The organism is Enterococcus sp. E5-162 (assembly GCF_035725965.1).
GTDB classification, from domain to species: domain Bacteria; phylum Bacillota; class Bacilli; order Lactobacillales; family Enterococcaceae; genus Enterococcus_B; species Enterococcus_B lactis.
The window spans coordinates 1-12,410 of the sequence record NZ_JAPRFV010000013.1; the positions used below are offsets into that span (position 1 = coordinate 1).

The 12,410-nt window shown below is 38.4% G+C and carries 12 protein-coding genes; 10 read left to right on the forward strand and 2 right to left on the reverse strand.

What is annotated here, in order from left to right; genetic code table 11:
• Window positions 1-259: 259 nt before the first annotated feature.
• The 3 genes from OZZ83_RS11965 to OZZ83_RS11975 are packed head-to-tail and all read left to right on the forward strand — an operon-like array spanning window position 260 to window position 5,230.
• Window positions 260-3,427: an Ig-like domain-containing protein gene (locus tag OZZ83_RS11965; protein ID WP_002345339.1), complete on the forward strand. Its 3,168-nt coding sequence runs from the start codon at window positions 260-262 to the stop codon at window positions 3,425-3,427.
• Window positions 3,428-3,446: 19 nt separating this feature from the next.
• On the forward strand, window positions 3,447-4,475 hold the full coding sequence (locus OZZ83_RS11970) for a DUF916 and DUF3324 domain-containing protein (RefSeq protein WP_104760120.1): 1,029 nt from the start codon (window positions 3,447-3,449) through the stop codon (window positions 4,473-4,475).
• Window positions 4,472-5,230 carry a WxL domain-containing protein gene (locus OZZ83_RS11975; protein WP_002308263.1) on the forward strand — a complete coding sequence of 253 codons (759 nt, stop codon included), beginning with the start codon at window positions 4,472-4,474 and terminating at the stop codon, window positions 5,228-5,230. Before OZZ83_RS11970 ends, OZZ83_RS11975 begins: the two co-directional genes overlap by 4 nt.
• A gap of 85 nt (window positions 5,231-5,315) precedes the next feature.
• Here the strand turns inward: OZZ83_RS11975 and OZZ83_RS11980 are convergent, their stop codons facing one another.
• A complete protein-coding gene (locus OZZ83_RS11980) occupies window positions 5,316-6,056 on the reverse strand; it encodes a LytR/AlgR family response regulator transcription factor (RefSeq protein WP_002345337.1) in 741 nt (246 codons plus the stop codon).
• Here OZZ83_RS11980 and OZZ83_RS11985 point away from each other — a divergent pair, their 5' ends adjacent.
• The 5 genes from OZZ83_RS11985 (at window position 6,057) to OZZ83_RS12005 (ending at window position 10,039) form a co-directional block, all read left to right on the forward strand.
• Window positions 6,057-7,370 (forward strand): GHKL domain-containing protein, encoded by a 1,314-nt coding sequence (locus OZZ83_RS11985; RefSeq protein ID WP_104760117.1) that lies wholly within the window; start codon window positions 6,057-6,059, stop codon window positions 7,368-7,370. It abuts the gene before it with no gap.
• Between the two features lie 228 nt (window positions 7,371-7,598).
• Window positions 7,599-8,525: an ATP-binding cassette domain-containing protein gene (locus OZZ83_RS11990; RefSeq protein WP_325066071.1), complete on the forward strand. Its 927-nt coding sequence runs from the start codon at window positions 7,599-7,601 to the stop codon at window positions 8,523-8,525.
• A complete protein-coding gene (locus OZZ83_RS11995) occupies window positions 8,522-9,277 on the forward strand; it encodes an ABC transporter permease (protein WP_002345334.1) in 756 nt (251 codons plus the stop codon). The genes OZZ83_RS11990 and OZZ83_RS11995 overlap by 4 nt, the downstream gene beginning before the upstream one ends.
• Window positions 9,278-9,351: 74 nt before the next feature.
• Window positions 9,352-9,687: a PadR family transcriptional regulator gene (locus OZZ83_RS12000; RefSeq protein WP_002308273.1), complete on the forward strand. Its 336-nt coding sequence runs from the start codon at window positions 9,352-9,354 to the stop codon at window positions 9,685-9,687.
• Window positions 9,677-10,039 carry a DUF1048 domain-containing protein gene (locus OZZ83_RS12005; RefSeq protein ID WP_002339072.1) on the forward strand — a complete coding sequence of 121 codons (363 nt, stop codon included), beginning with the start codon at window positions 9,677-9,679 and terminating at the stop codon, window positions 10,037-10,039. The genes OZZ83_RS12000 and OZZ83_RS12005 overlap by 11 nt, the downstream gene beginning before the upstream one ends.
• Before the next feature lie 51 nt (window positions 10,040-10,090).
• On the opposite strand, the gene OZZ83_RS12010 is transcribed toward OZZ83_RS12005, so the two are convergent.
• Window positions 10,091-11,275: an MFS transporter gene (locus OZZ83_RS12010; protein ID WP_278023389.1), complete on the reverse strand. Its 1,185-nt coding sequence runs from the start codon at window positions 11,273-11,275 to the stop codon at window positions 10,091-10,093.
• Window positions 11,276-11,549: 274 nt separating this feature from the next.
• Between OZZ83_RS12010 and OZZ83_RS12015 the strand changes: the two genes are divergently transcribed.
• Together OZZ83_RS12015 and OZZ83_RS12020 are read left to right on the forward strand one after the other, a co-directional pair.
• Window positions 11,550-11,921 carry a winged helix-turn-helix transcriptional regulator gene (locus OZZ83_RS12015; RefSeq protein WP_002308281.1) on the forward strand — a complete coding sequence of 124 codons (372 nt, stop codon included), beginning with the start codon at window positions 11,550-11,552 and terminating at the stop codon, window positions 11,919-11,921.
• A 122-nt stretch (window positions 11,922-12,043) separates the two neighbouring features.
• Window positions 12,044-12,370: a nucleotide pyrophosphohydrolase gene (locus OZZ83_RS12020; protein WP_002291148.1), complete on the forward strand. Its 327-nt coding sequence runs from the start codon at window positions 12,044-12,046 to the stop codon at window positions 12,368-12,370.
• Window positions 12,371-12,410 lie beyond the last annotated feature (40 nt).

Below are 12,410 nucleotides of genomic sequence, written 5' to 3' on the forward strand. Positions count from 1 at the left end.
ATAGGGACTCGTAGTCCTCAAGGCTTTGTTCGAACTTTCTTTCACTCTTCACTATAATCTAAAAATAGAAAATAGAGGAGAACATCATTCGTCAATGATGTTCCCCTCTAATCTTAGTATGTTTTTGTACAAAAAAGAAATTTTCATCTAATAGAAAAATTTTTCCATAAAAATACATATTTTAAATATGAAAGTACAATTGGAAATAGATTAAAACGATAAAATAAAATTGTCAAAACGTCAGAGAGGATGGTGGAGAATGAATCAATATGTAAAAAAGCTGATTGCGTCGATTTTGTTTGTCTTCCCTCTCTTGATGGTGACATCCGTTTTTGCCGATGTAGAGAAAACAAACGAATCAACGCAATCAGAGAATCAAAGTTTTGACAAGACTACTTTTTCAGAAGAATCGATTACTTCTGAAACTACAGAATCCCAAAGTGAGGTTTCTACTAATAAAAGGCAAGAAGAAAATAAGAAAAGTGAGTCCTCAAAAGTAGCTGAACAAACGTCTGATAGCAGTGAAGCGGTACTGGCAAGAGCTGTTTCAGCGGATGGGTACAGCGAAGCTGCCACAACAGAAGAATTGGTGCAGCTTCTCGCAGACGAATCAGTAACTAAAATCCGACTGACTAAGCCTTTGACTTTAGACAGGGAATTAGAAATCAAACGAGATATCGTTATTGATTTTGGTGGGTTCGCTCACAATTTCGGCACACACCATATTTATATCAATGAGATACCTCAGTCGATCGATTTCCAGAATTTTAAAGGAACAGCTGCACATCCAGGTGGATTAACACCAAATATCGATGGAAATGCCATTATCATTGCTTATATGACCGATTTTTGGGGGAGCAGATATCATTTTACGGGAGAAATAAAATTTACCGGGACACTTGATTTGTATGATGGGTCCAAATTAGGACTGATTTACGCTCCTCGTGCAACTGTCACATTAGATGGTGTTTCTGGTGTGTTGGATGTCCAACCAGTGAAGGAAGGACTGAATGCTGCTCCGGGTAAAGCCTATTTTTGTAGAAGCTATCAATTGAATGTGATCAATGGTAGTCAACTTTATGGACCATATCTAGGGAAATTCTACGGTTTTCTAGATTCAGGAGATGAGACTGGTAGTGGAAAAACAGCACCAGGAATCCATATCTTAAGCGGTTCAAAGGTCTTTCTTGATTATGATCGGGCAGATGGCGTCAGCGATGAAGGAGAGGCAGTCGATACGCTACCTGGTAATGTCATGTTTGAAGTCAGTGGTTCGGGAAGCGAATTTTCGGTAAATACAAAGATCAATATTACCAATGACAACAATCGCGGAATCATCCAAATGAGAGGTTCAGGATCGAAAGTCGCTGTATCGAATGGTGGAAAAATCACCATCAATACAGCAACTACTGGCGGATTTCGCCTGCAAGGAGATTCTAGTCAAATCCATGTATCAAGTGGTGGTCAAATCTCGGTCAAAATGGCTGGAGATGGCGACCAACCCGGGAACAATGGGATGCGTTTTGTAGGAAAAGGCCTTTCTTTGATCGTAGAAGGAGCCGGATCAGTTATCGACATCGATAAGCAAAGTGGGCGTTCCAGCGCAGTTCGTTTTGAGAACGGTACACAAAAGCTTACAGTAACCAATGGAGGCTCATTGAGGGTAAGAAATGCAGGGGATGGCAAATCTTACGTGAACAGACTCAATCAAGGAAACCAAGCGATCCAATTTTATGACGCTTCTGGTTTTCTAGAAAGTCCAGGTTCAGCTGATTTTACAGTCACTGGAGAAAAATCAAATATCGATATACGCGCAGATTCCGGAGCAACCGTAGATACAACTGGAGATATTGATTTAAATTTTACGGCAGGTGAAAAAACTTATTTAGTCATGGTCGGGAAAACAGGGGAAGATAAGACCGGCATCATCAGTGGGGATGTGTTGAATGTGGATTTAGAATCTCCTACCTATTTTGATTTCCAAAACAAACGGATTGGAAGCGAGATCAATGGCATAGGCGGCTGGGTATTCCAAGGAAATGGAGATTCTTCTTTGAAGATTGCCCATTCAGAAATCGCTTTATGGCGAAAAACAGGCGCAACATTCGATAACTTTGAAAAAGACCCGGATTATTTTTCTGATATGACAGACTTATCGATCAATGGGACCGACTTAGGTAATTTCGTATCAAGCACTAGTGCAGGTTTAACAAATGAATTTGCTCAGACAGGTGCCGGAATGAAAAATTATAATCGAATCAGTGCCAATAATCAGCTCCCGATAATTGAATCCTTAAGAGTGCCAACGAATGCAGATAAAAAAATCTATGGGCATGTCGTTGTTCCCGAAGGTGTCGAGGCAAAGCCAAGAGATGCTTGGACAGGCGAAGTAGAAGTGACTTTACGTATTACTTATGCAGATACGACGAAAACACCTGTAGAAATTACTGCTCTCACGCAAGGACAAACAGATGAAAACGAAGGGGCAGGATATAACCCATGGGGAGAAGGCGAACAAGGCGGCTTGTTCGAAGTTCAAGTACCCAACGATGAGAGATTAAAAACGGGGGATCAAGTGCAAGTTATTGCTGCTAAAAAAGTAAGAGGCGGCCAAGAAGTGACAGAACTGGACTCTGCCAAAACGACAGTCGATGTCATTCCTCCTGAGCCTGCTAAATTAAGTACCACATTGATCAATGCAGCTTCTCGCTCAATCACAGGTACAGGCGAAGCAGGATCCTTGGTTTCATTAAAAAAAAATCAAGCTGTTTTATCAGAAACCACTATTGATGATACAGGGAAATTTGTTCTTTCTATCCCAGAAAATCAGCTTTTTGCAGGAGACGTATTAGAAATCGTATTAAACGACCAAACAGGAGAAGCTGCTGCTAAGGGTGTGCAGAACAAGCCAAGTACCAACGATGAAATCGGGAATCACAATCCAAGTGATACGCCAGTTGTTTATCATGATGCTTCGCCTTTTGCGCCTGCTGCGAAGATCGTAGTAGAAGGTGGCCTCTCATTTCTTGCCCCTTCCAAACTCGATTTTGGACAGATCAAAGCAACTGGTTTGACGCAAGAAGCATTTGGCCAAATGGATGAGCAGGAAAAATTATGGATTTATGACCAACGAGAAACAAAAAGTCCATGGATCTTAACAATAAAACTATCTCAGCCCTTTACAAACGATTCAGGATTTTCTATGCAGGATGTCCTTTATTTCAAGAAAGGCGAGGAGTACCAATTAGTGAATGAAGAAGAACTGGAAATTGTCGAAGGACAAAATTCTACGAATGCGCAAGCAGATTATTCAGAATATTTAAATAACGGTCGGGCGTTTAAACTTGTCTTAACCAAAGAAAATCAGATAGCTGGTGATTACTCAGCAGAGATGACATGGACATTAGCAGATGCGCCGACAGAATAAAGATCAAGGAGGATGATTGATGAATCGAATATGGAATAAAAGTCATCGAAACAACTGCTCTTTACTTCTAATCCTTCTCCTTGGATTCATCCTTTGGCAGACACCTGTCCATGCCTCCGAATTCAATTTTGCGGTAGATTTCGAATTACCAGCTAATCAGATCGATAAGAACAAAACATATATAAATGTAAGGATGGAGCCTGGAAAAACACAGGAAATCCCCTACACGGTTTTTAACCGAACAGATAAACCAGTAATAGTTGAGACATTGATCCATTCTGCTACGACGAATTCAAACGGTGTGATCGAATATGGAGAATCAAAAAGTAAATTAGATGAAACATTAAGTTATGATATGAAAAACTTAGCAAAAACAGTGGGAGAAATAACTGTTCCTCCTCAAAGTGCGATCACTGAGACACTTTCACTGAAAGCGCCAGAAAAAGAGCTGGCTGGTGTGGTCGCAGGAGGGATCACGTTTCAAGAAAAAAAAGAGAACGTTTCTAACAAAAGTACAGTTGGTGTCGTCAATCAGTTTTCTCAAGTGAAAGCGATCTTGATTCGAAATAGCGAAAAAGAGTCTTCCCCAGATTTGAAATTAAAAAAAGCCTATGCGGATCAAAGCGATGGAAGAAATGTGATTAAGGTGAATCTTCAAAATCCAAATGCTTCTTATATGTTCGGCTTGACTACATCGGTTGAAATCTACAAAAAAGAATCAAAAGAACCTTATCTTTCAATAAAAAAAGAAAAAATAGATGTAGCACCCAATACAAATTTTGATTTACTTGTCCCATTAGAAGGAAAAAAATTAGCTCCGGGACATTATCAAGCGGTTGTGAAGGGTACTTGGAAAGAAAAACGCTGGAATCTTCATACTGATTTTGAAATAACTGATGATGCAGCGGACCAATTGAATGAAAAGGATATTGATTTAAAAAATCAGCCAGAACGATTTGACTGGCGATGGCTGATACTTGTTGGAGCCATTCTTATTGGCTTATTTGCTGGATTATTTATTTTAAAAGAAAGAAGGAAAAAGAAATGAAAAAAACAATTGCATTAAGTACCGTTCTAGCTGGAAGTTTATTATTATGTACACAAATTGTTTTTGCTGAGAATAAGAGCTCAGCCACTACGGAAGGAACGATTTCCGTAACAAAACCAGATGCCGCAAATCCTGAAGACGTCGTTCCGGTTCCTCCCGTTGATCCAAATGATCCCGATACGCCGTTTACACCTGACGAACCAAATCAGGGAACATCCGGATTACTGACGATTGACCAAGCGCCAGATCTTGATTTCGGAACAATCAAGTTAGGCACAGCAAAAACAGTATATGCTGCATTACAAAGTGGAACGGACAGTACTGGGGCACCAACACAAGTACAGAATTTCGTACAAGTAACGGATAAAAGCGGAAATTATGCCGGTTGGAAACTATCAGTCAAACGAACAGAATTTATTGGTACAACATCTGATACGAATAAACTAACTGGTTCAAAGGTGAAATTCAAAAATGCCGTGATTCGAAATAGCGTAACTAATAGCAGTGGAACGCCATCTACCATTTCTGGAACTGGCGCTGAAGGAATCGAGATCCCAGCAGATCAGGCAGTAGATCTAGTAACTGCAGGGGCAAATGAAGGGATTGGCACATGGATTTATTCACTAGGGGAAAATGCGGAACAAGGGAGACAATCAGTGGAATTATTTGTTCCTGTATCCAATTATGCCGTAGACAACTACGTTTCAACATTTACATGGTCGTTAACAGATGCGCCTACAGAAGAGGAAGCGTAAAATCATATCAACGATTTCAGGGAGTGGGCCTTTAGTTGGCTCCACTCCCTGAAATCTGCTCTGCTTACTTCGCAGCTCTCATTCATCAGCTCGAAGCAGTTTGCTGGAAATCATGGAAACGTTCCTTTGTCTTTTCAAAGATTTTCCGACCAACGAGTAAGGAATCACCGTTGAAAAATTCTAACACATAATGAGCAGAATCGATTTTCTGCAATTGTGATAAGTTGATACAGTAGGATTTTAAAAGTAAAAAGTAAGTGTATTTTTCTAACTCTATCTTCAACTGTTTTAATGAAGTACTTACTAGTTTATCTTCTGTCGTTGTTTTGACCATGACTTGATTTTTCAATCCTTTGATACTTTCAATATATAAAATTTCCCGAGGATATAGGACGAGACTCCCACCTTTTTGATCAATGAAGATTTTATCGACATTTACGATCTGCTGTTCTTTCCAATTGATCTGTTCTAGCACTTGATGAATTTGTTCAGATAAATTCCTGTCTTTTCTTATATATCCAATCGGAAGGATTTTCCGGTTGATGATATCTACTGCAAAGTTCGTATAGGCGGTGAAAAAAACGATATTGCTATGAGCGTTTTTTTTACGTATTTGTTCGGCGACATCAATACCTGTAAGTGATTGCTTCAAGTCGATGTCGATAAAGAAAACATCGTGATTATCAATAGTGCCCAACTGGATCAACTGATTGATTTGGGAGATGGAAGTGAGCTGCACGATATTCTCGATATGATGATTGACCAATTCTTTGATGATCCATTCGCTGTGAAACTGGTTATCTTCTATGATAAAATACTTTTTCATATGCAGGCTCCTATCAAAAAAATATGTGTACATGATGAAACAAAACAATGGAGGAATAAGATGTTCGCAACAGTGACACTTTATTTGACCTTTACTTTGATTTTAGATTTAGGTATTTATTTATTCTTTTCGAAACAGCTGCTAGTAAAAACCAGCTTTGGTTGTTTAGCTTTGATGGCGCTGATAATTTTTCTTCCTATTCCTAAAGTAAGTTTTCCTTATTTAGTTGGCTTATTATTAATGTTTCTCTTTTATTCTACTACGAAAAAACTATTTATCAGCTGTTTGATCAGTAATCTTTTTTTTGCTATCACTGGGTTAAGCTTTTTTCTGGTTTTTGACTTGGTAAATTATTTAGGAAGAGTACATCTCGGAACAGCAAGTTTTCTTGCACTGCTCGTCGCATTCATTTTCTACCTATTAGTAAAAAGTATAGACAAACGGACGAAATTTCTCAACTTGCTTTTTACTTATCCAACCGAGCATTATTTTGGCTGTATGTGTATTTTATTAAGTTGGGGCGTGATTTTCTTGGTATTGAGAAGTGTTCATTTTCGTTCCTCTGATTATCTGCTTTTGTCTCTTTTATCGATTGTGATCAGCTTTTTTTCGTTGCTTTTTTCTATTATGTTAATCAGCTTTCAAGTAAAAGAAAGACAACATCAGGAATCACTTCAACTGTATCAAATAAACGAAGAATATTACCATCATCTAGAAGAATTCAAACATGATTATAAGAGTTTGTTGTTTTCATTAAAAAGTACGATTCAGGAAAACAAAAAAGAAACATTTAAATTTTTAGAAATCTTAGAAAACCATTCTGCAGCTATTTTGGAAGAACCGCAAAAACAACAGCTGACAAAGATTTTATCGCCAGTTGTTAGGGGCGTCTTTTTAGAGTTTCTAGAAAAAGCAGAATCGGAGAAAATCCCGATCCAAGTAGTTATTCCTGTCGAAGTAAAAACCATCCCGATTGATTTGGTTGTTTTTATTCGCTGTTTATCTATTTTTATTTCTAACGCATTCGATCATCGTGTAGCCGATCAGAGTCCGATTACGATCAATCTGCTGGAAGAAAAAGAGGGATTACGTTTTAGTATAGCGAACAAGGCAAATCCGACGAATTTGACGCTAGCGGAAATGGTCCAAAGAGGAAAAACCTCTAAAAAAAATGGCGGATTAGGTCTATACAGTGCGAAAAAAATGTTGGATGCTTACGAAAATGCAGAACTAAAAATCGATTTTTCAAAGCAGAATCACTGTTTCTTTGTAGAAATGTATCTGGCGGCCAGACACAGTGAATCAGTCTGCTGACTTAACATCACAAAGAATAGCTTGAACAAAGATTAAATATAAAGGGAGTTCAACAACACAGTTTATTAAAAAAGTAAGCATAAACAAACAGAAGCGTGATGACCGTTGTCACCCTTCTGTTTGTTTTACTATTTAGTAAAACAAAGTAGTTGACACTCCCACTACTTAGTATTACTATATTCATATACTTCGTGATACTAAGTAGATAGGGAGAAAAGAGGGAAAAAAATGGAAAAGATGATTACTGTGACAGATTTATACAAGTCTTTCTCAGGAAAAAAAGTAATAGATGGTGTGAGTTTTACAGTTGACGAAGGCAGTATTTTTGCTTTGCTAGGTACAAATGGTGCGGGGAAAACAACGATCGTCAAGATGTTAGCTACTTTGCTTACACCGGATAAAGGACAGATTCGTATTGCTCATTTCGATGTGGCAAAACAAGGAATCCAAGTCCGTGAACGGATTAGTTTGACGGGGCAATTTACTGCAGTAGATGATGTGCTGACTGGTAGAGAAAATTTAGTGCTTATTGGAAAGCTTCGCCACTTGAAAGATCATAAGCAGCGGATTGATGAATTATTACACACGTTTGACTTACATGAAGCAGCTGATCGCCCAGTGCATACGTATTCCGGAGGGATGAGAAGAAAACTTGACTTAGCGATGAGTTTGTTGGGGGATCCGACCGTTTTGTTTTTAGATGAGCCGACAACAGGTCTGGACCCACAAGCAAGAGCTTCTTTATGGGAAACGATCAGGAATTTGAGAAAAGCCGGTGTGACTGTCTTTTTGACGACACAATATTTAGAAGAAGCAGATCAATTGGCGGATCAAATCGCTATTTTGGATCAAGGAAAGATTGCGCTTCAAGGAAGTGTAGCTGAGGTCAAAAAATATTTACCGCAAGGAACGATCGAACTGACTTTTGCAGAAGAAGAAACATTCCAAGCCGCATATCGACTGGTAGGCGGAGAAAAGAACGAAGCATTATTGTCTTTATCGATCCCGACTGACAATGATGTTCAAAAAGTAACAGAGATTCTTACTTTACTTCAGCAAAACAAGATCGGAGTTCTGGAATTTGCACAAAAACAACCAACATTAGATGATGTCTTTTTCTCAATCATCAATCAGACGAAGGATGAAGAAAAATGAACGTGATCCAAGACACGATGACACTAACAGGAAGAATGATGAAGCATATGACGCGAAGCGCTGATACGATTATTACGGTCGTAGTGATGCCAATCATGATCATGCTGGCGTTTGTTTATATATTAGGAGGAGCAATGACCATACCTGTGGCTAGCTATAAAGGGTTCATTCTCCCAGCCATCTTGCTAATGACAGTCATGAGCGGTGTGGCTTACACAGCTTTTCGTTTAAATAATGATGTGACTACTGGGATTTTTGAACGATTCCACTCTATGCCGATTGCTAAATCTGCTATTTTGAACAGTCATGTTGTCACAAGTATGCTGTTTAATTTATTGTCCGTTGCTCTTGTTTTATTCAGTGGGGTCTTGATTGGGTTTCGACCAAAAGCGGATATTGGCGAGTGGTTATTGGCACTAGGGCTTTTACTACTTGTAACCTTAGCTATGTCATGGATTGCTGTATTCTTTGGGCTCATTGCTAAAAGCAATGAAACAGCTAGCGTCTTCTCTTATTTGCTGATGGGGCTTTTATTTATCAGTTCCGGCTTTGTACCTACAGAAACGCTGCCGCATGCTTTACAAGGGTTTGCTGATTATCAGCCGATAACTCCTATTATCAATGGACTCCGTTCACTCATGACTGCTGGAAAAGTACCTGATGATTTATGGACGGCTTTTGCTTGGAGCATTGGGAGTGTCGTAATTTTTCAATTGTTGTCGGTTTTCGTTTACCGCAAAAAACAAAATTAACAGCTTAAATGATTGACGTGTCAATGATTTCAAAATATGATGAAAGCGAGTATAGCGAAAGTACAGGTGAAAAAATGAACGGAATTACGGAAATGTTAAAAGGGGTCCTAGAAGGGATCATACTGGAAATCATCGATCGTCATGAGACTTATGGATATGAAATTACCAAAAATTTACAGGAATACGGGTTTGAAGATATCGTGGAAGGAACTGTCTATACGATTCTTTTGAGATTGGAAAAGAAAGGATTAGTTACCGTTACGAAGAGAAAATCTTCTGTAGGACCCATGAGAAAATTTTATTCTCTGAACGAAGCTGGAAAGCAGGAATTAGAATTATTTTGGAAACGCTGGTCTTTTATTTCAGGTCAAATCGAAAAACTAAAGGAGTACAAAGAAAATGAGCAATAAAAATTTGGTTGGCTATATCAAAAAAATGATGGAAGACAAAGCAGAATATCGCGAACAAATGGCTCGCCTGAAAAAACTTCCTGCTGACTATCAGATTGTCTACAATGAGATACAAAAATTTCTTTGGGAATTTACCGCAGGGGATGGGATGGATATGTTGTCAGCGATGTATGAGTTGCTTGACTTTTTTGAAGAAGGTGCTTCAAATGGGCTTCCTGTCTTAGAATTGGTTGGAGAAGACGTAGGACAATTTGCAGAAAACACGTTACATGAAATCCAGGCGAAGACAAGAATCAATGAATTGAAAAGAAAAATGAATGAGCGGATCGCTAAAAAAATGGAAAAGTTATAAAGAGGCTGTGACAAGACTTTTGTCACAGTCCTTCATACTGATTTTGAAAGATTATTTATTTTTCTTTTCTTGATTCAGTAACCAGAAAACTAAAAACACAGCAAGTAAAACGATAACAGCACCAAATAAAGGAGCATAAGTGACACCAACCGTTTTAGTCGTTTGTGCGCCAACAAAAGAACCGAATGCAATACCAATGTTGAAAGCAGAGATATTAAATGCAGAAGCAAGCGTAATATCCTTCGGTGTATACGTTTCAGCTAATTGTACAACATATAATTGTAGACCCGGAACATTCATAAAAGAAAATAGCCCTAGAACAAAGGTAGCTGCTGTAGCAAAGAACAAGTTCCCGCTAAGAATCGTTCCAAATAAAAATACTAAAGATAAGGATAACAAGACAAACATGATACCTAAAGCTTTTAATGGATGTCGGTTCGAAAAATGCCCCCCGATTGTGTTACCAATAGCGACCATTACGCCGTAGATAATCAACAAAATAACGACAGCTTCTGATGAATAACCGATTTTGTCTTCAAGAATCGGAGTCAAATAGGTATAAGCAGCAAATGTTCCTCCGTATCCAAGAGCTGTGATCAAAAAAGAGCCCACTAAAAATTTATTTTTAGCTATCCGAAGAATCCCACTTAGATCGACAACTCCTGGTATTGGGAGATCTTTTGGAATGAGCAATAGATTGGCGAGTAGACCGATGGCTCCAACGAAAGCAATAAAAAGAAAAGTCATATGCCAGCTTGTTTGCTGACCGATGAATGTCCCCAAAGGAACACCGGTAACGGTTGCGACCGTTAGCCCTGTAAACATGACAGCAATCGCACTTGCACGTTTGTCAGGAGAGACGACTTCAGCGGCAATGACACTTGATACAGACATAAAAATCCCATGAGCAAGTGCGGATACGATTCTTCCAGCTAGCAATAAAACAAATACCCCAGAAAAAGCAGCCAGCAGATTCCCAATGATGAAAACCACCATGATTGCTGCCATCAACATTTTACGATTCCATTTTCCTGTTAAAATAGTGAGTAAAGGTGCGCCTACTGTCACACCAATCGCGTAAAGAGAAACCGTCAGCCCTGCTTGAGCCAAACTGACATGAAAACTATCAACGATCAAAGGCATAAGCCCTACACTGATAAATTCTGTAGATCCAATAGCAAAGGCATTGATTACCAAAGCCATAAGCGTAAAAACTGGTGAAACTTTTTTATTCAATTTTATTTCCTCCTCAAATTTTTCTGACAAATAGAGAATATAGACCTTCATCCTTCCTTCGTGAAGTACCGACTTTTTTGTATGATAGGCACTTTTTGGTAACAAATGTGAACCTACAAACGTTTCAGCGTTTGAAAAAATTCTTATTTTTTTCAAAATATAGTTCCTTTTTTGGCGAAAGTATAAAAAACGCAGAGGAAGAGACTTTGTTAGTTCACAAAATGAAAGGAGCATGCTATGATACGATGCGTATCTTTTTTAAGGAGAGATAAAAATGGAAAGAATCTATCATATTGGCGTCGAAGCAACATTGGAAGTCATCGGAGGAAAATGGAAACCGATTATTTTATGTCATTTAGGTAATGGTCCCATTCGCCCGGGTGAATTACGGAAAAAAATCCCTACGATCACACAAAAAATGCTGACCCAGCAGTTAAGAGAGTTAGAACAAGATGGCATTGTCCATCGAAAAGTCTATAACCAAGTCCCGCCTAAAGTAGAGTACTCGCTCACCGAAGAAGGAAAATCATTAAGAGAGATTCTAGTAGCGATGTCTGTTTGGGGAGAAGAACGTATCGAAAAACAAAAAGCCTCAGGGGAAGAAGTCACATTACTACATACACATGGTGGCTACCTAAATTACTGATTTTTTATGACATTTATTTTAAATAAAAGAAAACAGGAGTTTTTTAAAAAGCATCATCTATTTTTTATGTAAAAAAATGGTATGATTAATCAAGTAAGAAATGATTGGAAGAAGGCAAGCAAATGAATAGTATGGAAAAAGTCAACCAGTTTAGAGATGAACGTAATTGGCGACAGTTTCATAACGAAAAAGATTTGGCTATCTCTATTTCTTTGGAAGCATCTGAATTGTTAGAACTTTTTCAATGGAAAACGCCGGAAGAAGTAAAAGAAACACAATTAGAACGAATCAAAGAAGAACTGGCAGATGTATTGATCTATTCATACATGATGGCAGACAACCTTCAGTTGGATCTAGATGAGATCATTGAAGAAAAATTGATCAAAAATAATTTGAAATATCCTGTAGAAAAAAGCGCAGGGGTACGAAAAAAATACACAGAGTTGTAGAAATGTGTCATTAAGCTGTTGGAAAGAGCACAAGGAAAAC

What these genes read in the sequence shown, in the direction of transcription:
- OZZ83_RS11965 (WP_002345339.1), top strand. Translation starts at nt 260, where the DNA reads ATGAATCAATATGTAAAAAAGCTGATTGCGTCGATTTTGTTTGTCTTC.
- OZZ83_RS11970 (WP_104760120.1), top strand. Translation starts at nt 3,447, where the DNA reads ATGAATCGAATATGGAATAAAAGTCATCGAAACAACTGCTCTTTACTT.
- OZZ83_RS11975 (WP_002308263.1), top strand. Translation starts at nt 4,472, where the DNA reads ATGAAAAAAACAATTGCATTAAGTACCGTTCTAGCTGGAAGTTTATTA.
- OZZ83_RS11980 (WP_002345337.1), bottom strand. Translation starts at nt 6,056, where the DNA reads ATGAAAAAGTATTTTATCATAGAAGATAACCAGTTTCACAGCGAATGG.
- OZZ83_RS11985 (WP_104760117.1), top strand. Translation starts at nt 6,057, where the DNA reads ATGCAGGCTCCTATCAAAAAAATATGTGTACATGATGAAACAAAACAA.
- OZZ83_RS11990 (WP_325066071.1), top strand. Translation starts at nt 7,599, where the DNA reads ATGGAAAAGATGATTACTGTGACAGATTTATACAAGTCTTTCTCAGGA.
- OZZ83_RS11995 (WP_002345334.1), top strand. Translation starts at nt 8,522, where the DNA reads ATGAACGTGATCCAAGACACGATGACACTAACAGGAAGAATGATGAAG.
- OZZ83_RS12000 (WP_002308273.1), top strand. Translation starts at nt 9,352, where the DNA reads ATGAACGGAATTACGGAAATGTTAAAAGGGGTCCTAGAAGGGATCATA.
- OZZ83_RS12005 (WP_002339072.1), top strand. Translation starts at nt 9,677, where the DNA reads ATGAGCAATAAAAATTTGGTTGGCTATATCAAAAAAATGATGGAAGAC.
- OZZ83_RS12015 (WP_002308281.1), top strand. Translation starts at nt 11,550, where the DNA reads ATGGAAAGAATCTATCATATTGGCGTCGAAGCAACATTGGAAGTCATC.
- OZZ83_RS12020 (WP_002291148.1), top strand. Translation starts at nt 12,044, where the DNA reads ATGAATAGTATGGAAAAAGTCAACCAGTTTAGAGATGAACGTAATTGG.